Raw genomic sequence first — 23,831 nt, 5'->3', positions numbered from 1 at the left:
GGGCTTGCCCGCGATTGGCGGCGCCACGACTTACAGTTTTTCCAGGGCCATATTCAGCGCCAGCACGTTCACCACCGGCGGCCCCACCAACGGGCTTTCGATGTGCTCGTCCATCAAGCGCTCCAGGGTGGCCACCGGCAGATTACGTGCGGCGGCTACCCGGGCCAGTTGATAGGCAATCGCCTGCGGTGGCAAGTGTGGATCAAGACCGCTGCCGGAGGTAGTCAGCAATGCCATCGGCACTGGGCCCTGGTCTGGCACCAGCAGTTTCTTGGCATCGTCAAATACACGAGTGGCCAGCGCTGGGTTGCTTGGGCCGAGGTTGCTGGCGCTGCTGGAAACCGTAGCAAACGCACCGGCAGATGGTCGCGGGTGGAACCAGCCGTCACCAGTGAAATCCTGGGCGATCAGGCTCGAACCACGAACCTTGCCGCTGGCATCGTGTACCAGGCTGCCGTTGGCTTGGTCGGGGAATGCGACTTGCGCCACGCCGGTAACAACCAGGGGATAAGCCACGCCGGTGATCAGGGTCATCAACACCAGCAGGCTCAGGGCCGGGCGGATTATGTTGGACATTTCAAATTCCTCAATTCGGTTATTGCAACCTGCAGGCACCGGTTTGCCGGTACCTGCAGGCATCGAGTCAAACCAGGTGCAGCGCGGTCAACAGCATGTCGATCGCCTTGATGCCCACGAACGGCACCACAATCCCGCCCAGGCCGTAGATCAGCAGGTTGCGGCGCAGCAACGCCGCCGCACTCGCCGCCTGCACACGTACACCGCGCAGTGCCAGGGGGATCAGCACCACGATGATCAACGCGTTGAACACAATGGCCGAGAGGATCGCGCTCTGCGGGCTTTGCAGGTGCATCACGTTGAGCACACCCAGTTGCGGGTAGATCGAGGCGAACAGCGCCGGCAGGATCGCGAAGTACTTGGCCACGTCGTTGGCGATGGAAAAGGTGGTCAGTGCACCGCGGGTCACCAGCAATTCCTTGCCGATCTGCACCACGTCCAGCAGCTTGGTCGGGTCGCTGTCGAGGTCGACCATGTTGGCCGCTTCACGGGCGGCTTGGGTGCCGTCGTTCATCGCCATGCCGACGTCCGCCTGGGCCAGCGCCGGGGCGTCGTTGGCGCCGTCACCGCACATCGCAACCAGGCGACCGTCGTTCTGTTCGTGACGAATGCGCGCCAGCTTCTTCTCTGGAGTGGCTTCGGCGAGCACGTCATCCACACCGGCCTCAGCAGCAATCGCGGCGGCGGTCAGCGGGTTATCGCCGGTCACCATCACGGTGCGGATCCCCAGCTTGCGCAGCTCGGCGAAGCGCTCGCGGATGCCGGGCTTGACCACGTCCTTGAGGTGAATCGCGCCGAGCAACTTGCCGTCGGCACAGACCAGCAACGGTGTACCGCCGCTCTGGGCGATCTTGTCGATTTCCCGGGACAGCGCCGGTTGCAGGTCGCGGCGTTGCAGGCCGATGAAGGCCAGCAGCGAATCCACGGCACCTTTACGGAACACACGGCCCTGGTAGTCGACGCCGGACAGGCGGGTTTCCGCGCTGAACGGTACGGAGGTCAACGCATCCGTCGATGGCTCGGCTTGCGGGTGCAGGCCACGCAGGTATTCGACGATGGATTTACCCTCGGCCGTGTCGTCCGCCAGGGACGCCAGCAGTGCGCCTTCGGCCAGCTCCTTGCCGCTGACACCGGGCGCGGCGATCACGTTGGTGCAGCGACGGTTACCGAAGGTGATGGTGCCGGTCTTGTCCAGCAGCAGTACGTGCACGTCCCCCGCCGCTTCCACCGCGCGGCCGGACTTGGCAATCACGTTGAGGCGCACCAGGCGGTCCATGCCGGCAATACCGATGGCCGACAACAGGCCGCCGATGGTGGTCGGAATCAGCGTCACCAGCAGCGCCACCAGAAACACCAGCGGCAGGTTGCCATTGGCGAAGTGGGCGAACGGCTGCAGGGTCACCACCACCAGCAGGAAGATCAGCGTCAGGCCGATCAGCAGGATATCCAGCGCGACTTCGTTGGGGGTTTTCTGACGTTTGGCGCCTTCCACCAGGGCGATCATACGGTCCAGGGTCGACTCGCCCGGGTTGGCGGTGATACGGATCATCAACCAGTCCGAAACCAGGCGGGTGTTGCCGGTGACGGCCGAACGGTCGCCGCCGGATTCACGGATGACCGGAGCGGACTCGCCGGTGATCGCCGCTTCATTGACCGCAGCAATCCCTTCGACGACTTCGCCGTCACCCGGGATCATTTCCCCGGCGACCACGCGTACCACATCACCTTTGCGCAGGCTGGTGGCCGGTACGACCTTGAAGCTGCCGTCGGTTTCCTTGCGACGGGCGCTGAGGCCCTCGCTGCCCGCCTTGAGGCTGTCGGCACGGGCCTTGCCGCGACCTTCAGCCAAGGCTTCGGCGAAGTTGGCGAACAGCACGGTGAACCACAGCCACACGGCGATTTGCACGGCGACGTAGGTCGGTACGGCAACATCCGGCACGAAGCACAGGATGGTGGTGAGGATCGCGGTCAGTTCCACCACCAGCATCACTGGCGAGCGTTGCAGCTGGCGCGGGTCCAGCTTGACGAACGCCTGGACCAGCGCCGGGCGCCACAGGGCCGACATTGCGGTCTTGGCCGGCTCCTGGGTTTTCACCGGAGCCGCGTTTTTTGCAGGCATATTCATTTTCATATCCCCTTAGAAGCCCATGCTCAAGTGTTCAGCGATAGGCCCAAGTGCCAGCGTCGGCAGGAAGGTCAGGCCGCCCACCAGCAAAATGGTCACGGTCAACAGGGTCACAAACAGCGGGCCGTGGGTCGGGAAACTGTTCTGGCCAATCGGTGCGGTCTTCTTCATCGCCAGGCTGCCGGCCAGGGCCAGTACCGGGAGGATGTAGCCGAAGCGACCCAGCAACATCGACAGGCTCATCATCAGGTTGTGGAACGTAGTGTTGGCGCTGAAGCCGCCAAACGCCGAACCGTTGTTCGCACTGGCCGAGGTATAGGCGTACAGCAACTGGCTGAAACCGTGGGGCCCAGGGTTACTGATGGCACTGGCCGGGCCCGGCAGGGTCGCAGCGATGGCGCCCAGTACCAGGGTGCCCACCGGCATCACCAGCAAGGTCACCACCAGCAGTTGCACTTCCTTGGCCTGGAGTTTCTTGCCGAGGTATTCCGGTGTACGGCCAATCATCAAACCGGCGAGGAATACCGCAATCAACACGTTGAGCAACATGCCGTACATGCCGGCACCAACGCCGCCGAAGATCACTTCGCCGACCATCATGTTGACCAGCGAGACCATCCCGCTCAGGGGATTGAGACTGTCTTGCATACCGTTGACCGAGCCGTTGGACGCGGCGGTGGTCGCCACCGACCACAACACGGTGCCGGTGGTGCCGAAGCGCGCTTCTTTACCTTCCTGCGGCGCGGCCTGTTCAACCGCCGGGTTGTTCAGCGCCGGGTTGGGCTGGTACTCGGCCCACATCGCGGTTGCGCCGCCGATGATGAACAAGGCCAGCATGCAACCGAGGATCGCCCGACTCTGACGCAGGTCTTTCACGTAGTGGCCAAAGGTGAACACTAGCGCGACCGGGATCAGGATGATTGCGCCCAGCTCGAACAGGTTGGCCCAGGCGGTCGGGTCTTCAAAAGGATGCGCCGAATTGACACCGAAGAAGCCACCGCCGTTGGTGCCCAATTGCTTGATCGCAATCTGGCTGGCAGCAGGCCCCAGCGGGATCACCTGGTCAACGCCCTGCAGGGTCACCGCGTTCACATAATGAGCGAAGGTTTGTGGCACCCCCTGCCAGACCAGGAACAACGCAAACACCAGGCACAACGGCAACAGGCCGTAGAGGGTAGCGCGGGTCATGTCGACCCAGAAGTTGCCCAAGGTCTTGGTGGATTTGCGACCGATCCCACGGCACAGCGCAACCAGCACGGCAAGGCCGGTGGCGGCGCTGACGAAGTTCTGCACGGTGAGACCGGCCATCTGGCTGAGGTAGCTCAGGGACGCTTCACCACTGTAGTTCTGCCAGTTGGTGTTGGTCATGAAACTGATCGCGGTGTTAAACGCCAGTGTCCATTCCAGACCCGGCAATTTCTGCGGGTTCAGCGGCAGATACTGCTGGAACAGCAAAAACGCGAACAGCAGCAGGAAACCCGCGAAGTTGAAGGCAAGCAACGCCAGCGCGTATTTCTGCCAGCTCTGTTCCTGGTCTGCATCGACCCCCGAAAGGCGATAGCAAACACGCTCGACCGGGCCGAACACCGGCGTGAGCCAGGTTCGCTGCCCTTCCATTACCTTGTAATAGAACCGCCCCAGGGCCGGTGCCGGAATCAGCACCAAGGCAAAGAAGGCGATGATCAGCCAATAGTCATAACTGTGCATAGCCTGCTCCTAGTTCCGATCCGCGCGTAACAGCGCAACCAGCAGATAAATGAACAGCGCCACAGCCAACAGCAGTGACACCCCGTCCAGAACGCTCATGGAAGTTTCTCCGTCGTGCGGCGACTGCCGCGTGTAGGAGGATTGTCCGCAGGAGTGGCGTAAAGGAACGAGAGCGACGGTAGGGGTGGGGCGTAAAGACGGCGTAAAGAGTGGGTTTATGCGGGGTTTACGGGGGGTATGCACTTCAAATGTGGGAGCCGGGCTTGCCCGCGATAGCGTCAGACCAGACACCAACGCCCTCATCTGGTGCAGCGCTTGAGATGATTCAAACGCCAAACCGTTCCCTCGGCGACAGTTCGGCGCCTTTACGACACCGCATTGGCTAATGGCATGTCCGCTGCAATGCCCTGAAACATTCCAAACCGTTCAGGGAGCGCTACACGATGAACACACACCTCAAACCCACCTTGGGCACCCTGCATTTGTGGGGCATCGCCGTCGGACTGGTGATTTCCGGAGAATATTTTGGCTGGAGCTACGGCTGGGGCGTGGCAGGAACACTGGGCTTCCTGGTGACCTCACTGATGGTCGCCGCCATGTACACCTGCTTTATATTCAGCTTCACCGAACTGACTACCGCGATTCCTCACGCCGGCGGCCCGTTTGCCTACAGCCGCCGGGCATTTGGTGAAAAAGGCGGATTGATTGCCGGGCTGGCAACACTGATTGAATTCGTGTTCGCCCCGCCCGCTATCGCCCTGGCCATTGGCGCCTACCTGAATGTGCAGTTCCCGGCCCTCGACCCGAAACACGCGGCCGTCGGCGCCTACATTGTGTTCATGGGCTTGAACATTCTTGGCGTGAAGCTGGCGGCGACCTTTGAACTGGTCGTATGCGTGCTCGCCGTGGCCGAACTGCTGGTGTTCATGGGTGTGGTCGCTCCCGCTTTCAGCTTCAGCCACTTCGCCCTGAATGGCTGGGCCGGCTCCGACACCTTCGGCGCGCCGGCAATTGCCGGGATGTTCGCGGCGATTCCCTTTGCCATCTGGTTCTTCCTCGCCATCGAAGGCGCCGCCATGGCCGCCGAAGAAGCGAAAGATCCCAAGCGCACCATTCCAAAGGCCTACATCAGCGGCATCCTCACCTTGGTAATCCTGGCGATGGGCGTGATGTTCTTTGCCGGCGGCGTCGGCGATTGGCGCACCCTGTCGAACATCAACGACCCCCTGCCCCAAGCAATGAAAACCGTGGTCGGCGACAGCTCGGGCTGGCTGCACATGCTGGTGTGGATCGGCCTGTTCGGCCTGGTGGCCAGCTTCCACGGGATCATCCTCGGTTATTCCCGCCAGTTCTTCGCCCTGGCGCGCGCGGGGTACCTGCCCTCTTTCCTGGCCAAACTGTCGCGCTTTCAGACGCCGCACCGGGCAATCATCGCCGGCGGCATCGTCGGTATAGCCGCCATCTACAGCGACGGACTGATCAACCTGGGCGGCATGACCCTGACCGCAGCAATGATCACCATGGCCGTGTTCGGCGCCATTGTCATGTACATCATGAGCATGCTCAGCCTGTTCAAACTGCGTAAGACCGAACCGCTGCTGGAACGCACCTTCCGCGCACCGGGCTATCCGATCGTGCCGGGGATCGCGCTGGTACTGGCCGTGGTGTGCCTGGTGGCGATGGCATGGTTCAACGCGCTGATCGGCCTGATCTTCCTGGGCTTCATGGCGGTGGGGTTCGTGTACTTCCAACTGACCGCGCAAGATCGCGCCGATGCACCGGCCGATGCAATGTTGACCGGGCTATAAGGTTACCGAGGCAGAACGGGCCTACAATGAACTACTAACAAAGCCCGTTACTCAAAGCAGTCATTACCGTGGGAAATTCCCCCCACGGTTTGCTGCCTCAAGGAGAGCCCTATGCCGTGGTATGCCTGGTTGATATTAGTGGTCGCGATCGGTTCGATCGTCGGTGGTTTGTTGATGCTGCGAGACAGCGCCAACAAGGTTGAATTGACCGAAGAACAACGCCAGCGCGTGGCAGAGCGAAATGCCCAGGCGGACTCCAAGGATGCCCAGGATCGCTGAGGCTGAAGCGGCTCCCCGTTGAGCCGCACAATTTTGTAAACACCCGCGTATGCCCCGCCAAGCTTGGTTAATATGGCCTGATGTTTCGGAGGCCTTCCTATGCGCTATTCACAAGACCACAAAGCTCAAACCTACCAGCGCATCATCAAGGAAGCCTCGGTACGCTTTCGCCGCGACGGCATTGGTGCGACAGGTCTGCAGCCGCTGATGAAAGCGCTGAACCTGACCCATGGTGGGTTTTATGCGCACTTCAAGTCCAAGGATGAATTGGTGGAGAAGGCGTTGCAGGCGGCAGCGGCAGAGTTGGATGCGTATTGCGAAAAGCTGTTTAGCCAGGAGCGGCCGCTGGAAGCGTTTATCGACAGCTATCTGTCGGAATGGCACCAGACTTCGCCGCATGAAGGGTGCCCGCTGACGACCATGTCTCCGGAGATGGGGTTGCGTGGGCAGCACAGCCGCACGACGGATGAGGTGCTTAAAGCGCGACTCAAGCAGGTAGAAGCGGCGCTTGGCAGCCCGAATGCCGGGGAGCAGAGCCTGGTGCTGATGTCGACGCTGGTGGGGGCGTTGGTGTTGGCGAGAAGTGTGAAGAGCGCCGAGTTGGCGACGCGGATTCTTGATGTGGTGCGGGGAAGCTTGAAGGCGGAGCTTGTTGAGCAAAAGAAAGCCGGTCGATGACCGGCCTCCCCGCCTGCTTTCAGGTTCTTATTTCACCTCAAGCCTGTCGCGGTTCTTTTCCAGAAGCGCCTTGCCGATTCCCTTTACTTCCAGTAACTCATCTATCGCCGTGAAGGGGCCGTTGGTTTCACGGTAGGCGATGATGGCCTTCGCTTTGGCTGCGCCGATGCCGAATAGGTCGCGGCGCAGGGTTTCAGCGTCGGCGGAGTTGAGGCTGACTTTGGTGGATTGCTCGACCTTGGTCATTTGAGTGGCGATGGGGGTCGGGCTCTCGGGTTTGGTGGCGGGTGCGGCTGTGGTGGCTACCGAGAGGCTGGTGAGGAAGGCGAAGATGAGGGATGAGAGATACGCTTTATGCATTGGTGACGCTCCATGACATCGATAAGGGAAAAGCAGCTTTTCCGAAGCTGCTTTTCAAACTTAGGTGATGTTTGGAGTGAGTCAAAAATGGGTGAGTTACAGGGTGTGAGTTTAGGGTTCCAGGCGGCGTTGTTGGTAGATCCAGTCGACGATTTCGCTATCCGGGGCGTAACCGCTGACAGTGTCACGTAGAAGCTGGCGCACGCGGGTGTAGTCGTCCTGATCCACAGCAGCAAGCAACTCGGTCAGCTTGACCTTGAGTACATCCCAAGCCAAATGATCTTCATTGGCGCTCATGATCATCGGGTGTTGAGTAGCTACCACGTTGTCACCAATCAGCAACTCTTCGTAAAGCTTTTCGCCGGGGCGCAGGCCCGAGAACTCTATGGCGATATCGCCATGGGGATTCTTATCGGAGCGAATACTCAAGCCAGAGAGGTGAATCATCTTCTCTGCCAGCTCGACTATTTTCACCGGCTCGCCCATGTCCAACACGAATACGTCACCACCCAGGCCCATGGAACCTGCCTGAATCACCAACTGCGCGGCTTCAGGGATGGTCATGAAATAACGTGTGATCTTCGGGTGGGTCACCGTGAGCGGGCCACCTGACTTGATCTGTTTGTGGAATAGCGGAATTACCGATCCCGATGAACCCAGCACATTGCCGAATCGCACCATGGTGAAACGGGTTTTGTTGACCCGTGAGATGTTCGCCTTGTCACCGAACAATACCGGTGCCAACTCACGGCTAAGGGCTTGCAGAGTCAACTCGGCCAGGCGCTTGGTACTGCCCATCACATTGGTCGGGCGTACAGCCTTGTCGGTGGAGATCAGCACAAAGTTCGACACACCCGCCTGCAACGCCGCCTGTGCAGTGTTCAAGGTGCCGATGACATTGTTCAATACGCCTTCGGCGATGTTGTGTTCAACCATCGGTACATGCTTGTAGGCTGCGGCATGGTAGACAGTGTCCACGCGCCAGGTTTTCATTACATCCAGCAGTTTGGACTGATTGCGCACCGAGCCCAGGATCGGCAACAGCTTCACCGGCAGCGACTCACGATGGACACGCTGCTCCAGCTCCGAAAGGATGCTGTAGAGGTTGAACTCACTGTGCTCAAATAGCAGCAATGTGGTCGGACGCAAGGCCAGGATCTGTCGGCAGAGCTCGGAACCGATCGAACCACCCGCCCCGGTCACCAGGACGCTTTGCCCCTTGATACAGTGCTCCAGCAACTCGGCTTGCGCAGGCACCGCATCACGCCCAAGCAGGTCGGCGATATCGACTTCCTGGATGTCATCCACCTTGACCCGACCACTGGCCAGGTCCATGAACCCTGGAACACTGCGCACGTGGAGTGGAAAGCCCTCGAGGTAGCCGAGAATTTCCCGACGACGACCGCGATTGGAGGAAGGGATGGCCAGCAATATTTCCTGGGCACCAGTGATGTCGACCATCCGCTGGATGTGTTTGGGTTTAAAGACCTGCAAGCCAGAAATGACACGGTCTGAGATGCTGGCATCGTCGTCGATAAAAGCCACTGGACGCATCACACGTCCCATACGCAGAGCCGCGACCAACTGGTTGCCCGCGGCACCGGCGCCATAAATGGCAACCCGTGGCAGACCATCCTCACGATTCGTGAACGGCACGTGTTGAGCGGCAGCGAACCAGTCCCCGAGAAAGAACTGACGCATGCCCAAACGCAGTCCACCCACCATGATCAGACTGAGCCACCAGTAATTGAAAATAATGGAACGCGGGACGACAGTCTGATGGTTGCCGTACCAGTACACCAACACACCCAGAATGAGGGAAGAAAGACTCACGGCCTTGATGATTGCTATCAACGCATCATTGCCAAAGTAACGCATCACTGCCCTGTACATCCCAAAACGGACAAACAAGGGAATGGCAACTATTGGCGCAGCGAGAAACAGCCACAGATGGGCCTTCAGCGGGTTGACCATCTCATCAAAGCCGAGCCTTACGACAAATGCCAGCCACAAGGCCGCCCACACGACAAATATGTCGGTAGACACCTGAATAAGCCGTTTCTTACGCCGCGGAAGGCCCAAAAGAACCGTCCGTAACCTCCCCATAATCCCTTCGTTCACTCAGACTGCTCCTGCTATTTACTCGCCAGCGCTCATTCTACGTTTCTTAGCGAATTTTTCCTGAAAAAAGTCGCAATACACTCAAACGACCTTCTCAAGTGACCCCGCGTGAAACTTGATAGCCAATGCAACCAGCGGCAGATAAGCCAATAATAGGCACACCAAGCCGTCCAGTTGTAACAATACAACCGCCGCAGCCCAAGGCAATAGCCAGAACAGGTTGATAGCCCCCACCGCCAAGGTTATCGGGCGATGCGTGCCAAACTGCCTGGATGCATACTGATAGGCGTGGCTGCGATGGGCTTCGTAGACTTTATCACCACGCAGCAGCCGACGGATCAATGTGTAAGTGGCATCGACGATAAAAACCCCTAACAGGATCAACCATGCCCAAAGCAGTTGCGATGAAGCCCACGCCGCTTGAATTGAAATAATTCCAAGGGCAATCCCAAGGAATCCGCTGCCTGCGTCCCCCATGAAAATGCGCGCAGGGGGGAAATTCCAAAACAGGAAACCTGCTACCGCCATCGCGAGAATAAATGGCAACCAAATAAGGTGATCCAACCCGGCTAACCAGTAAAGCAGGCATACGCCTAGGCAGGCACAAATAGCCTCGACACTGGCAATGCCGTCAATCCCGTCCATGAAGTTATAAAGATTGAGCATCCACACCAGATAGAACGCTGCCAGAACGTGCCCGATCCAGCCAAAGTCAACACTGAAGCCTATGACTTGAAGGGGCGGCAATCCGCCTAACCAGAAGAGCGCCCAGGCCGCCGCGGCAAAATGTCCCAGCAAACGCCAACGTGCAGCAATATGACCATGATCGTCCATAAAGCCGACAATCGCGATCAGCGCACCTGCGCCGCCCAAACCGATAATGATCGCAGCCGGTACAAGTTGCGCATACCCCAGTACCAACAGGGAAAGCAGAAATGCCACCACAATCGCAACACCACCGCCGCGAGGCGTTGGCACCGAGTGTGAACTTCTGGCATTTGGAATATCTATGATGCTTCGAGACAGCGCATAACGCCTCAATGCCCAAGTCAATCCGACCGACAATGCAAAAACGACGACAGCAAAATACCCATAGATCATCGTTTTTTAAGCTCCATATAATGTGACGCCGTGACCTTCAGCGCGGCGTCAACCGACAGCGGCGGTTGCCACTGCAACAGATTCCTGGTTTTCGAAATGTCGACCTGCAGCGACCCCAGGAGTCGCTGCGAAATCGCTTTTTTGCCCACCAACGTTGCGGCGGCCTGCAACATATAGCCGGGCATTGGGAAAAGATTGGCACGCTTATTCAATGCCTGTGCCATCTTCTTCAACAGGCTGGCAGTTGATAAATCGTCACCATCACTGACCAGAAACGTTTGATTAGCCGCGTTTGGATGAGCAATACAGGTGACGATCAAATCCACCAGGTTATCCAGTGCCACCAGACTCCGGCGGTTATCAATCGCAGCGAAGGGTAAGGGAATACCTTTGTCCATCCAACGTATCATGCTCAAGAAGTTAGCCTTGACGCCCGGCCCATAGACCAGCACAGGGCGGATAATCACAACTTCCATACCGGTCTTCTCAGCCATTGCTCGCAATCCTTGTTCCGCCTCCATCTTGGAAACGCCGTATGGGTCGCGAGGGGACGGCACGTCGTCTGCAGTGAACGGTGAGCCCGCCTGAGTAGCCTCACCGTTTACTTTGATCGAGCTAATAAAAATAAATCGCTTGACGCCGGCCGCCGCCGCTTGAGCTGCCAAGTGCAAGGTGCCCGAAACATTGACCTTGCGAAACTCGACAAGAGGGTCAGCAGAAGCATCGTTCATTACATGTACACGAGCAGCGCAATGCACAACCACCTCATGACCGGCTAACACAGGCGACCAGTTAAATGTATTATCCAGCGAATCGAATTTTACACGCTCAACACTGGCCGGGATTGATCCCAACGGTTGTCGAAGTGCGGCAGTGCAAGAAAAATTCAGAAAAGCCAATCGTTCTATTAATGCCCGCCCCAAAAATCCAGAAGCGCCTGTCACAAACACCTTGGTCATCAACATAGCCCCCGCACTAGTAAATTCCAAAAACGATAACTACCGCCAGAAGAACGCGATCTCGAAAACGTCGCCGGGTGCTGTTTAGATTTTTTACAAGAAATGAAAAAGGCACTTCGCCACGGCGAACCAACGCAACAGGCAACTGTGGCAAATTGGTCGACAACAAGCTGGAAATCTTGGAAATTTCGTTTCGATACCATCCAGATCTCATCAACGCCAAACGCGCGACAAGCGCCTTGATCCCCTTATTTGCGCCCACCTGATTATTGCTATGTTGGCGATAGAGAATCTTGGAGGAAGGATCAATAAACCAGGCTATCTTGTTAGAACGGTACCACGCATAGGCTAACCAATCGTGCAAGGATACTTCATTCGCGACCGACCAGTTCTCCACAAGAAACGCTTTGAAACGGAGCGCTTGCGAAACGCTAAGCACGTAGCTGCAACCAGGCCCCGCCGCTTCAAATACAAAATCATACTCGCGTTGTTTTTGGGACTTATCAAGAATCACTTGACGACCATCCGGCCAGAACGCCGTCACGTTGCAGGAATAAGCTGAATATTCAGAGTTCGACAGTTTCTCGTGAGCCGTGAATAGCTTGTCATCAATCCAAATATCGTCCTGATCGGAAAATGAAATGTAATCAAAATTGCTGAAGTCAACATCGCGAATCAGTCGAAAGAAATTCTTCGCCGCACCACCAAATTTCATACCGTAAGGCAACAACCGAACGCGAGCATCCTGTTTGCCGAGTTCTTCAAACCACGCCTCGGTTCCATCAGAAGAAACATCAACGCTGACGAAAAGTGTCACATCGACACCTTGCTGATTCAAAATGGAATCCACTTGCTCCTGCAACCACTGGGTGCCATTGTACGCAGCCAGCAACACCGCCACCTGCGCACGTTTCGATGAACAACTGCTAACTACCGTCATACATCCACCCAAGCCGAGTTTTCAGCGTTATATACCTTTATCACTTTCGCTGGCGAGCCCACCACAATGCTCATGGGTGGAACGTCGCGAGTAACAACAGACATTGCACCAACAATACTGCCCTTCCCAACCGTCACCCCTGGCAATACACACACAAACTCCCCCAACCAAACGTCATCTTCTATAACAACGGGAGCAGCAGCAATTTCGCGGGTAACCGGATTCTCGAAAGGCGAAGAATGCTTGCCACTTCCCTTATAGACCCCATGATTGTGGTCGCTAATAAAGACTTTACTAGCAATCAGAACCCGATTGCCGATCGTTATTGATTGAACCGCACCGATATGCACATAGTCATTGATCTGTACATCATCGCCCACGCTTAGGCAAATTCCCGGTATTGTAGGGAATGCATCAATCCGACACCCCACGCCTGTCGTAAAATTTTTACCGATTGTCACATGACTACGGCCGCGAATATAAAAAGGCCGCCTAACTATTCTCGCTGTTCGATAAAACAACTTTGTATAGATGAGGTCACCCAGCAGCTTTATCCCCCCCCAAACACCATAGACCTTTAGCACTTTAATAACCTTCTCTTAGTAAGGAGAGTATCCACAAAACTTTACCATCTTGGCCACTGCACGCAGCAATAGAGCTGATCGACCAAGCGCCAAAACCACCTTGTGTTTCTGCCCGAGTAACGCGTAAGTGTCTGAACGCCTGGCACTCTTGATCACCGGGAGCCCACGGAGTTCAACGACAATGCGTGAATAATCTCCATAAGCTGGCACCCTGAACGCGGCAAGCACCAACGCATGAGCAACCTGCTTGGAGGCATGAGCGGAAAACAACGTGTCGTATTTTTCCCAAACGCCATTTTTCATCAAAAATTGCTTTTCCAGCTCTAACGTCTTTATCAGAGAGGCAAAGAAAACCTCGCCCACTGCACGGCTGGTGCTGCCGTCTCTCACCAAGGCATGATAATAGACCTTGGAAACAAAGGCAGTGGTTGACGAGAAAAATGAAATCGCTCGCGAAAAATACATATCTTCACAAGCTCTAACGGGCGGAAATTCAATACCGTGCGCGTTAATAAACGAACGCCGGTATACCTTATTAACAGGGCTGGACAGCACCGAATCATCCAGCATGGCCGCGACAAAGATAGCTTCGCCCGACAACTCTGAATACTTGAAACTGTCAATTTTATGAACGACCTGGTTATTCTGATCGATAAAATCCAAACCATAACTAATAAAATCGAGTTGATTTTCTTCAATACGACAAATCATATCAGAACAAAGACTTTCATCTATCCAGTCGTCAGCATCCACAAAAACGATATACTCACCCGAAGCGACGCTTACACCAAAATTGCGCGCCACACCCTGACCACTGTTGACTTGAGTCAAAATCTTTACATTATCGACGCCGTCGAAATAACGCTCACAGACATTCAGGGAATTATCCGTCGAGCCATCATCCACGATAATAATTTCTATAGGCTTATACGTCTGTGCCACCAAGCTTGCCAAGCAACGCTCAATATAATTTTCGACGTTATACATGGGCACAATAATGGAACATAACGATTGCGGCATCATACTTACTCCCAAAAAAACATATAGGGAACAAAAGGTGAAGCTCCCTCACCAACACTGTCCGAAAAGTTTTTCATCTTCAGTACAAAGGCAATAACAGCTACAGCAACAAGTGTAATTTTAGTGATGTTGGAAAGCACAACACGCTCGCCAGATATGGATATTGCAAAATACAAAAACGTCCCAAAACTTATCAATTGCAAAAAGCGTAATCCAGCATAAGAATATTGTGCTAGGCCAAACATGAAAAAGGACAATCCCAATAGAACCAAACAAGCAGGCAAGGTATTCTTGCGAGTTCCAGGATCAAGCATCCATATAGACAACGAGCATGCCGTGACCGCTAACGTCGACAGGCCAGAAAAAATCGACGTGGTGTATATTTCAGAGTAACTTTCCAGCTTCGCCATAAAATACGGATAAGCAGCAGCAAACCCCGCTCCAAACAAAATGCCTGATCCGATTAATACCTTCCATTGCCTACTGTAAAGAACATAGAGCATAAGCCCCAGCACACCTCCGGAACTCTGAATCAAACTTGCGACCACCACCCACACAATAAACTTTTTTACCTGGTACTCCCTTAAATATCGCTGCGCCCAAAAAACAATAGCAAAAGAAAGACCATACCGTATGCCGTTCATGACCATATCAAAGTAATAGGTCGGTATGATAAAAGCACAAAAAATAAACAGTGACTGTTTTTTGTCCATCACCCCCAAAACCAAAAATAAAGTTGTGAACGCGCCTAACGCAGCCAGTATTGCCCTTGGGTTATCTAAAACACTGGAGAGCAGCAGAATCAACCCTTCAAAAAAAGGCTCAAATGTGTGCGTATATTCCCCAGCTTCAATTATCTTCTGAATTTCCTGCAAGTAGACTGCAGTGTCGACTCCGACATTGCCCCTCAACAGGGCAAGCAAAATCATTGGCATCAACCCAAAGATGACAAACGTACGAGGCCATCTTATTTGGCCACCCAGCGTACTTACACACACAAAAAACAAGGTACTTAAAATGTAGAAGGCCATAAAACCTCACATCGCTGCAAAATCAATTCATAAAAAGCTAAGGTTTGGACCAATAACATTCCACACACTCAAAGCACCTTCATCGTGCACGACAGGCAACAACCGACGCTCCACGTTTACACTGCACTCCTTAATCAAACATACCGACCACCCAGCCTTAGCAAAACTTCGCTGTCCAGCGTTAGAGTATTAGAAACACAGCTAACGCTTATTTAGACCGCCCTATTTTTTTAACGTGGAAGTTGTAGCCTGACACCGTGCCCCTCAAGAAATGTTTGCAACGCCTTCTTCGCCGAATACGAAGTTGCTTCGCCTTTCAAAATCGCCACTTCACTACCCCCCGCTTTTCGGCCGCGCAGGCGACTGGCAATCCGCGAAACGACCCAAAGAAACTCGGACCAAACAGAACCGATCAATTGACCGACAATCTTGCCGTAGCCATATAAAGAAGCCGATTTCCTTAAAGAGGCGAACGTCTGTTTATACGAGCCGGGAAAATACAAAAAGCACTTGACCAATAACCGACCGAAATTTGGCCGAATTCGAACCCGATCAGCCATCTCCACTTGTTCTATCGCCTTTAGAAGCGAGTAAGACCAGACAGTGGGCACAGAGTAGAATTCTGGAATGCGCTCATCCCAAACCAGATTCTTAAACGGTGCAATATGCGCGTTCTCTCTGAGCTTTCCGTAATGCCCGCCCGAACTGCTTTGCCCGGAAGTACTGACACCTGATGCACCTGGAACGATCACCGGGTAATCAATGAGAAAACAATTCGTTGACTCATTAGAAATAAGGTATGAACTATAGATATCGGGGCTGACCCCGCCAAATAAATTACCGTACTTTATTTTGATCCTGCGAGCCAAGTCCGCCGATATCATGCCGGCATACGCACGCGGCATGTCAAAAACGCCACCGCCGAAATTGTCAACGGCGTAGGTCATTGATGCTTTCAGGTCGTGGGAAGTCACTGCACCATTGAACGGCGTGATGTGTACCGTTCCAGAATACATGTCACCACGGGTTGAATGTTTGAAGTCATCCCAATAATACAGCGCAGGGAAACTGAACTTCAAAGAGTCGATATGCTTTTCTTTCGCCCACGCAGCGACTTGCATGACTTCATTGGAGACGAAATCATCATCTCCAATAAAAATCAGATACTCGCCATCGGCAGAGTCCAAGCCAAGATTAAAGTTATCTACCACACTTATGCCTTGTCCGGATCGCACCAACTTTAAACGGGATGCCGAGTACTCGCCCGCAAAATGACTGGAAATATCGTCTACCGGACTTGAGTCACACACGACTACCTGAATATCCTGTGAAATCTCCAGAATAGACCGGATAGATTGCACAGCATATTTGGCCCTGTTATGCGTTGGTATGATTACACTTAATAGAGTCATACCTATTAACCGATACTTTGCTTAATGTAAGCCAACGTCATCAGCAGTTCTTTAATTTTTTCAATGCTCAGTAGTTCTGTATTGTGAGAAGTGTAGTCGTCGATCGCATTGGCCTCAGGATGACCTTCAATAATAAATTTATCATAGTTAAGGTCACGGTTATCCGCAGGGATACGATAGTAACGGCCCATGTCCTTAGCTTTGGCCATTTCCTCACGAGACACCAACGACTCATAGAGCTTTTCACCATGGCGAGTGCCTATGATATTCACTGCGGCATCACTGGCAAACAACTCCTTAAGTGCAATAGTCAGGTCACCGATAGTGCTGGCGGGCGCCTTCTGAACGAAAATATCGCCCTGTTCACCATACTCAAATGCATGAAGTACAAGATCAACAGAGTCTTCCAGGCTCATCAAAAAACGAGTCATGTTTGGATCAGTCACGGTGAGCGGTACGCCGGCCTTGATCTTTTCAACGAAAAGAGGAATCACAGAGCCGCGTGACGCCATCACGTTCCCGTAGCGGGTGGCGCAAAAGACCGGGCCGCCTTCACGGACAGTCCGAGACTTAGCGATCAAAATCTTTTCGCCCATTGCTTTGGAAATACCCATTGCATTAATTGGGTACACTGCTTTATCAGTGCTGAGGAGCACAACGCGTTTAACATTATTGTCAATCGCAGCATTCAAAACGTTTTCGGTCCCGGTAACGTTCGTCAGTACTGCTTCCATTGGATAAAATTCACACGAAGGTACCTGCTTCAGGGCTGCGGCGTGAAACACGTAGTCCACACCAGCCATGGCGCGGTTGATACTTTCATAATTCCGTACGTCACCAATATGGAACTTCACTTTAGGATTATTCAAAGCAATACGCATATCTTCTTGCTTCTTTTCATCCCGACTAAATACGATGATTTCTTTGACATCAGTATTCAGAAACCGATTCAATACGGTATTACCAAACGAACCGGTACCGCCTGTGATCATTAAAACTTTGTTATCAAACATAGTACGACCCACCTATCAACTAAGTATATATAAAGCAGAACCAAAAACTGAAACAGATGCGAGAACCAGGGTAAGCACCAACAATGCTGAGCGTATCGCGTACGGTCTTACAGCGGGCAGACGGGACGCCCTGATCCAAGACAGCACTGTCGAAGCGGTATGGTAGCCGGAGTAAATATAGCAAACCGCTTCAATATTTCTTCCCACTGCGGCTACCGTCGCGAGCACTAACGTAATAACAGTCAGCGACGCAGAAATCAGGGCTTGATAACGATAGTCTTTGGAATAAATCAACAAGCTATAGGGTATAAAGCCAAATGCACCGATGGCTAAGCCTGGAAGCAGAATTGCAACATAGGTTGCAATTAGGGAGTTATTATCACTTGTACCAACCCAAAGATCGATAATAGGTGTACGAAACCACCACAAGATAAAGGTTGGCAATGCGGTAACGACAAATACCGATAGCGCAAATCTGATCACTGTCTTATGTGCGGCACCTGCCTCTCCTCTCGCGGTCTCACGCAAGAAAATTGGCTGAAAATACTGACTAACCGGTCCCGCCAGAATAGAAATAGGCGTCATACACAACAAGCTAGCCAAATAGTAAGGCGCAACACTACTGGCGGATGCGAACATTGAAATGATCGGCTTATCCAACTGGGTTACTGCCGCACCCGCAGCGGAAAACAAAACTAGCGCACCCCCCATTTTTGTGAGCGCCAGTGCGTCCTTCAGCGTTGGACGTTTTAGTTCGAGAAGCACACCGTTCTTGCTGGAAAGTGCATTCGTAATGAATAAACGTGAAAACCACCAATGGACAGCGGTGACAGCCAACTGTGTGACGATGAATGTTTCCAGCGTAGCCGACACATAATACAATGCAGCGGCAGTTACACATGCACGAAATACAACACCGACGATTTGTATTGCACTACCTAACGTATAACTGCGGCGCGCAATCAAACTGCAATAGTATAAATTCTGCATGACGAGAAGCCAAAATAAAACTACTGCGCCTATAACTACTAACCAGGAAGCAGAATTGCCGATATAAAAAAACTTCAACGCTACCGCAAGCAGTAGCAAAGCCGCGTAAAATCCGGACAGACTTAACTCAGCAGTTCGCAGTTGACCAAGAATGGATCCATTGTCATCAGCGGAGGAAACAGAAATTTCTCGCCCTATCAGCGTGGACATTCCAAGGTCCATCATTACCAGAAGCGCTTGAAGCGATAGAATCACCGCTACTACCCCGAACTGCGCACTTCCCAGCAAACGGCTATACAGAGGCAAAAAAAGGAAGGCCACGATCAAGCCGGAAGACCTTCCCACGTACAGCATTAACATTTTACCGACAATAGAGGCTCGCAAGTTCATGCGCTTTTATCAACTTTCATATTAACCACTTCTTTCAAAGCATTGGCAATATATAGCACATCAGCCTCTTCCAACCACCACCCACACGGAATGCCGATAATATGGTCCTGTAAATAATCTGTATTGGGTAACGGGCAGCGTTTACCATCAAACCCACTATAAATATCATTGCGCTGATGTACACCAGAAGCCATCACGCCGCGCTTTTTTAACTCACTGATTACGTGCTCTTTCTCTTCAACGAATACTAAAAGAACCCAATAGGCGGGTTTGTCAGATTCACGTACGGGAACAGGCTTCAGTCGCGGAATATCTGCGAGGAGCGTCTGCAACAGACCAGCATTCCTAAGAGTAATATTCCGCCTGGCCATAAGCGTTTCGAATTGCGCGCAGCCCAACGCAGAACAGAGATTATTTAGAGTTATCCCCCAGCCTATCTCGGGAATATCGGACAACGGGTTAATTTCCCCCGACGCAGCTCTGAAGTGATCAAAGTTGATACCAAAACGCCTCAAATGACGGGCCCTGGTCGCCATCAGCTCGCTGCGGCAGGCTAATGCTCCACCCTCAGTCGTATTGATCTGCCGATTAGGATAAAACGAGTAAATAGCAAAATCGCCGTGTGTGCCTACGGTGAGCGCATCTTGCTCCGCCAGAAGAGCATTATCGCAATCCTCTATGAGCACAAGATTGTATTTTTTGCATAAATCACTGATTTCTTTCGCGGGTCCTGGGTATCCCGCTACGTGATACAAAATCACGGCTTTGGTCTTATCAGTAATTTTCGATTCCAGATCCGCCAAGTCCACAATTACATTCCCAGGGGTTACATCGACCCAAACGGGGGTGGCTTTGACCTGGGCGATTGCTGAGTTGGTGGACAAACAAGCGAATGCAGTCGTGAGTACCTCGTCGCCTTGTGTCACCCCCGCCAGATGCAGAGCGAGAAACAAAGCACTCGTCATGTCTACTGTGGAGACTACGTGGGGCATCCCGACGATGCTCTTTAGGCCCGTCTCAAACTTTGCAACCCACTCTCCACCTGCGATCCTGCCAGAGCGCAGTATATCCACAGCTACAGCCTCCATTTCGGGAAGACCGACCACACCGTACAGAGGCAATACCTTAGACATCCTGACTTCTCTCTTCAACCGCGCTTAAGTACGTCGACAATACGCTCACGATCCTCAACAGACACCCACCAGCCACACGGAATATGGATCAACCGCTTGTAAAAATCGTCCAGACCGGGCATAGCACCTGCGAAAGGCTTGAATACAGAATGAAAGTGATTTGGACGATGGAGCTTGGAAGCCATCACCCCGCTGGCAGCTAACAGCTTTTCAACTTCAGACGAATCATCCGATAGAAGTGTATACAGCCAGTAAGCAGGGTTCACCGCTGACTGTACTGGGGCAGGACACAAACCTGGAATCTCTTTCAAGGCTTCGTCAAAAAAACGCCCGTTGTCTTGGTGTCTTTTCAATAGAGGTGAAATTGTTTCAATCTGCTTTAAGCCAATCACCGCAGCGACGTTGTGCATATTGTATTTATAACCAACCGTCGTGATATCAACTTCAGTGCGCGGCACACCTTTTGCCAAACCAAACCAACGGAGCTTACGGGCGTCGCCCATCTGGCTAGGGTCTTTCATCATAAGCATACCGCCATCAATGGTGGTCATATGCTTAATCGCTTGAAAAGAAAAAATAGCGTAATCGCCGACTGTACCGATCGGTAGCCCGTTATATTCAGCCCCCAACGCATGAGCGCAGTCTTCAATCAGCGAAAGGTTGTGACGGTCGGCAATTTCCCTCAGCTCTTTTAAACGGGCAGGATAGCCCGCGTAATGAACAACGCAGATGGCCTTTGTTTTGGAGGTCACAGCAGCTTCTACTGCATCGGGGCAAAGATTCCCCGTATCACGCTCAACATCCGCAAATACCGGGGTCGCCCCCATCTGCAAAATAGTGGTGTTAGTTGGCTCAGCAGTCATGGAAGTCGTGATGACTTCGTCACCGGCTTTAACGCCCGACAAAATCATTGCCAAGTGAAGTGCCGCAGTACCACTGCTGGTGGCCAAGACATTTTTCAGTTTGAACGTTTCGGCAAAAACGTCTTCAAACCGATAAACATACTCCCCCTCGGAAATCATGCCACTGTATAGCACCGACTCCAAGGCAGGCATCAGAATCTCGCGCCGCGGCATCGCAACTTTCACTAGAGGAATCGGTGAGTTTACATTTGACATTTTTCAGATCCGATCAAGAAATTTAATGTTGGGTAGTTCAACAGGAGCAGCGACGCCCAAATATCTAACCATCCTAATGGCCGCTGGACTTAAATCAAATTCAAGGCCCTGTTCTTCCAACTCGGCTATTAAAGAATCCTCTTCACCAACGTTGAGAGAACAGCGATCCGGCATGGATGCCCTGATCAAATCGACAACATCTTTTTTCTTCCCAAACCAGTCCGCTATGCTGAGTCCTCCACCCGCTACGAGCACGATGATTCCCGCGTTCTCGCTTGAGATCATCTGCCCGCCGGTCGCAAAAGGAGGAAGGCCACGCTCAGCCTCGCCGGCATATGATGAGTCGGGCCAGTCGCGCGTCGTATACTCTAACGTGCTGCGTTGCTCTTGCATCAACTGAATATGGCCGAAGCGGTCTCGCTCATCGGTGATAAACCCTTGACCGGTATAAACCTCCGGCTTTTGCGTCCACAGGATCAATGCAGCCAGATTTCGGTGCTGGCCAAATTCTATGGCGCTGCTCATTAAGCTCGAAGCCAAGCCTTTTCCACGGGATTTTTCATCCACACAGACTAAACCTATGAGCCCAACAGAAACGTCTTTGCTGACATCCAGGGTTCTAATGACTAATGCAGCGATTGTCTCATCAGAGCCTGATGAGTCCTTGATTTCGACACAAGAGACCTTTTCGACACACGACATCCAAGGAAAATGGGTGAGCAGGTCGATTCCCCGCCCTCTGGAGGAAAAAAAAACCTCCCAAAACAGTCGACGAGCACTCTCCGGAACCCCCGAAGAAATAACTGGCTTGAACGTAGGGTCCATCCGATGTGACTCCATTTATTAAGGCGGCACAAGACAAAATGACAAAATTCTGACTCGAGATTTTACCGTTTTTATCGTTGCTCCGCACTCAAAAGCCCATGGGACGATAAAGGCCATCCTGACTTCAATGTTGGGTTGAGCGAGATGCCAGGCCTCTCACGCGAACATCCAAGCGCATCGATTGCTCATAGGATGCTCTGTTATCTCCCGAGTTCCCACATGAAGGCAACGAAAAAGCGCTCCTCCAGCACCCTCAGGAAGAATAGAACGCACTCGCAGGAGAACCTGGATCAGGCGTAAAGGCGAGCATATAGCCGCCCAGGGAATCACTTAGCCTGAGGACTTTCCACCCTCATGGGAAGACTCACCATCGCAGGACGACTCGCCGCCCAGCCACGCGCAAGTGCGATGACCCCACCGAGAAGACCGCCCGCAATCAGGCCAAACAGAATGATCAGTGTTTTTTTCGGTTTCAGCGGCTGCAATGGCTCCAGGGCCTGCTGATCAATAACGACAAGTTTGAGATTGTCCAAGTTGACATTAAGGTTCTTCAACCGGACGATTTCGGCGCGCAACGGCTCTATGCCCGCAAGAAAAATATCTTCATTTTTACGCTGATTTAGCACTTCAATTTGCCGATTTGACTTGAGCAATTGCAACTCTTTTGCTATTTGCGAGATGCGCCCCTCGGTGAAATCGTCTGACTTGCGCGCCATCAACGCCGCACGCTCAGCCTTTAGTGCATCCACCCCCATAAAGTAAAGGGGGATTTGCTGATTGTTTATCTCTGTTCGCATAACACTAACGTTCGAACCCGCCGAGTCACCCAAAGACGTAGGCGTGGTGGGCTTAACAATCCCCAACGAACGCGCGATACCAATAGCCTCATCCAGCTGGGCTATACGGTAAGTGCGCTGGGTCTTCAACTGCTCACGAAGGGCTTTTAGCTCATCCATTAACTGAGAACGGCGCAAAACGTCAACTTCTTGCAAAGAGGCAATTTTGCTCTGCTTATCATTTAAATAACCTGAGCGTGCCGCCTCTAACTTGCCTTGTAGCTCGTTGAGCCGATTTCTCACGATCACATCAATGTCCGCGGCAACTTGCTTGCGCTCGACGGCAACGGCATAGGCTACAAAGCCATTAAGAATAGAAACACCATCAACGCCTTCAGGGTAATTCATCTCAAGTTTTAGAAATGAACTTAGAGCATCGGTATTTTTCGTGTCCGATGAGGAAAGATTGATGGAGTTCCGATTAAACTCTTCGAAACTTTGCTCCAAGCTCCGCCCTGGATGTACAAAGGCCTTGAACAACTGTTGATGTTCACGAAAGAACCCGAGCCTTGTCTCATAAGACTCCAGCGAAGTTCCGACCTTTAAAAGCGCAGCACTGGGAGGAAGCGTATAAACCTCTGACCGGTTCAGCGCATCCAGCTCGTTGATGGCAACAGGGCGCAAGACGCTACTTACCTGATACACCGGAGTGGCCGTGAACGCATATATGCCAGCCAGCAAGCCAGTGCCAGCCGCCATGATCATGATGAGTTTTTTTTGCCGCCAAATCGCTTGAATTAGCGCGACGACATCGATTTCGTCGGACGGTGGTACGGGTGGAGCGCGAAAACTACTACTCACAACAAAGACCTGCCTTCAAAGAGA

Annotated in this window: 22 protein-coding genes; 3 read left to right on the top strand and 19 right to left on the bottom strand. The window is 53.0% G+C overall.

Annotated elements, in window-relative coordinates:
• Positions 1–30: 30 nt before the first annotated feature.
• From kdpC to kdpF, 4 genes are all read right to left on the bottom strand, one after another.
• Complete coding sequence (gene kdpC / locus LIY45_RS02700) at positions 31–576, bottom strand: potassium-transporting ATPase subunit KdpC (RefSeq protein ID WP_017477346.1); 546 nt, start codon at positions 574–576, stop codon at positions 31–33.
• Between the two features lie 67 nt (positions 577–643).
• A complete protein-coding gene (gene kdpB, locus LIY45_RS02695) occupies positions 644–2,701 on the bottom strand; it encodes a potassium-transporting ATPase subunit KdpB (RefSeq protein WP_226475228.1) in 2,058 nt (685 codons plus the stop codon).
• A 12-nt stretch (positions 2,702–2,713) separates the two neighbouring features.
• Positions 2,714–4,408, bottom strand: a complete 1,695-nt coding sequence (gene kdpA, locus LIY45_RS02690) for a potassium-transporting ATPase subunit KdpA (RefSeq protein ID WP_226475227.1) — start codon at positions 4,406–4,408, stop codon at positions 2,714–2,716.
• A gap of 9 nt (positions 4,409–4,417) precedes the next feature.
• The gene (gene kdpF, locus LIY45_RS02685) at positions 4,418–4,507 is read right to left on the bottom strand and encodes a K(+)-transporting ATPase subunit F (protein ID WP_003218754.1); all 90 of its coding nucleotides are present in this window, start codon (positions 4,505–4,507) and stop codon (positions 4,418–4,420) included.
• A 344-nt stretch (positions 4,508–4,851) separates the two neighbouring features.
• Between kdpF and eat the strand changes: the two genes are divergently transcribed.
• From eat to LIY45_RS02670, 3 genes are all read left to right on the top strand, one after another.
• Entirely contained in the window at positions 4,852–6,216 is a 1,365-nt protein-coding gene (gene eat, locus LIY45_RS02680) for an ethanolamine permease (RefSeq protein WP_226475226.1), read from the top strand.
• Positions 6,217–6,327: 111 nt separating this feature from the next.
• The gene (locus LIY45_RS02675; RefSeq protein WP_017477341.1) at positions 6,328–6,495 is read left to right on the top strand and encodes a DUF2897 family protein; all 168 of its coding nucleotides are present in this window, start codon (positions 6,328–6,330) and stop codon (positions 6,493–6,495) included.
• A 99-nt stretch (positions 6,496–6,594) separates the two neighbouring features.
• Complete coding sequence (locus LIY45_RS02670) at positions 6,595–7,173, top strand: TetR/AcrR family transcriptional regulator (RefSeq protein WP_226475225.1); 579 nt, start codon at positions 6,595–6,597, stop codon at positions 7,171–7,173.
• A 27-nt stretch (positions 7,174–7,200) separates the two neighbouring features.
• On the opposite strand, the gene LIY45_RS02665 is transcribed toward LIY45_RS02670, so the two are convergent.
• From LIY45_RS02665 to LIY45_RS02595, 15 genes are all read right to left on the bottom strand, one after another.
• Positions 7,201–7,533, bottom strand: a complete 333-nt coding sequence (locus tag LIY45_RS02665) for a helix-hairpin-helix domain-containing protein (protein WP_226475224.1) — start codon at positions 7,531–7,533, stop codon at positions 7,201–7,203.
• 111 nt (positions 7,534–7,644) lie between these two features.
• Entirely contained in the window at positions 7,645–9,642 is a 1,998-nt protein-coding gene (locus tag LIY45_RS02660) for a nucleoside-diphosphate sugar epimerase/dehydratase (RefSeq protein ID WP_226475267.1), read from the bottom strand.
• A gap of 93 nt (positions 9,643–9,735) precedes the next feature.
• On the bottom strand, positions 9,736–10,755 hold the full coding sequence (locus LIY45_RS02655; RefSeq protein ID WP_226475223.1) for a glycosyltransferase family 4 protein: 1,020 nt from the start codon (positions 10,753–10,755) through the stop codon (positions 9,736–9,738).
• On the bottom strand, positions 10,752–11,714 hold the full coding sequence (locus LIY45_RS02650) for an SDR family oxidoreductase (RefSeq protein WP_226475222.1): 963 nt from the start codon (positions 11,712–11,714) through the stop codon (positions 10,752–10,754). Before LIY45_RS02650 ends, LIY45_RS02655 begins: the two co-directional genes overlap by 4 nt.
• Positions 11,715–11,730: 16 nt before the next feature.
• Positions 11,731–12,654, bottom strand: coding sequence for a glycosyltransferase (locus LIY45_RS02645; RefSeq protein ID WP_226475221.1), 924 nt, complete (start codon positions 12,652–12,654; stop codon positions 11,731–11,733).
• Positions 12,651–13,238 carry an acyltransferase gene (locus tag LIY45_RS30760; protein WP_346268999.1) on the bottom strand — a complete coding sequence of 196 codons (588 nt, stop codon included), beginning with the start codon at positions 13,236–13,238 and terminating at the stop codon, positions 12,651–12,653. The genes LIY45_RS02645 and LIY45_RS30760 overlap by 4 nt, the downstream gene beginning before the upstream one ends.
• 15 nt (positions 13,239–13,253) lie before the next feature.
• A complete protein-coding gene (locus LIY45_RS02635) occupies positions 13,254–14,261 on the bottom strand; it encodes a glycosyltransferase (RefSeq protein ID WP_226475220.1) in 1,008 nt (335 codons plus the stop codon).
• Positions 14,262–14,263: 2 nt separating this feature from the next.
• Positions 14,264–15,289 (bottom strand): EpsG family protein, encoded by a 1,026-nt coding sequence (locus LIY45_RS02630; protein WP_226475219.1) that lies wholly within the window; start codon positions 15,287–15,289, stop codon positions 14,264–14,266.
• 230 nt (positions 15,290–15,519) lie between these two features.
• Positions 15,520–16,701: a glycosyltransferase gene (locus LIY45_RS02625; protein ID WP_226475218.1), complete on the bottom strand. Its 1,182-nt coding sequence runs from the start codon at positions 16,699–16,701 to the stop codon at positions 15,520–15,522.
• Between the two features lie 5 nt (positions 16,702–16,706).
• Positions 16,707–17,714 carry a polysaccharide biosynthesis protein gene (locus LIY45_RS02620; RefSeq protein WP_226475217.1) on the bottom strand — a complete coding sequence of 336 codons (1,008 nt, stop codon included), beginning with the start codon at positions 17,712–17,714 and terminating at the stop codon, positions 16,707–16,709.
• Positions 17,715–17,729: 15 nt separating this feature from the next.
• Positions 17,730–19,094 carry an oligosaccharide flippase family protein gene (locus tag LIY45_RS02615; RefSeq protein ID WP_226475216.1) on the bottom strand — a complete coding sequence of 455 codons (1,365 nt, stop codon included), beginning with the start codon at positions 19,092–19,094 and terminating at the stop codon, positions 17,730–17,732.
• Complete coding sequence (locus LIY45_RS02610; RefSeq protein ID WP_226475215.1) at positions 19,091–20,227, bottom strand: DegT/DnrJ/EryC1/StrS family aminotransferase; 1,137 nt, start codon at positions 20,225–20,227, stop codon at positions 19,091–19,093. The genes LIY45_RS02615 and LIY45_RS02610 overlap by 4 nt, the downstream gene beginning before the upstream one ends.
• Before the next feature lie 14 nt (positions 20,228–20,241).
• Positions 20,242–21,345: a DegT/DnrJ/EryC1/StrS family aminotransferase gene (locus tag LIY45_RS02605; RefSeq protein WP_226475214.1), complete on the bottom strand. Its 1,104-nt coding sequence runs from the start codon at positions 21,343–21,345 to the stop codon at positions 20,242–20,244.
• A gap of 3 nt (positions 21,346–21,348) precedes the next feature.
• Positions 21,349–22,170, bottom strand: coding sequence for a GNAT family N-acetyltransferase (locus LIY45_RS02600; protein WP_226475213.1), 822 nt, complete (start codon positions 22,168–22,170; stop codon positions 21,349–21,351).
• 326 nt (positions 22,171–22,496) lie between these two features.
• Complete coding sequence (locus tag LIY45_RS02595; RefSeq protein ID WP_226475212.1) at positions 22,497–23,807, bottom strand: Wzz/FepE/Etk N-terminal domain-containing protein; 1,311 nt, start codon at positions 23,805–23,807, stop codon at positions 22,497–22,499.
• Positions 23,808–23,831: the final 24 nt, after the last annotated feature.

This window comes from Pseudomonas sp. MWU16-30323 (genome assembly GCF_020515595.1).
GTDB classification, from domain to species: Bacteria; Pseudomonadota; Gammaproteobacteria; order Pseudomonadales; family Pseudomonadaceae; genus Aquipseudomonas; species Aquipseudomonas yamanorum.
This window is presented reverse-complemented; position numbering and strand designations above follow the sequence as displayed.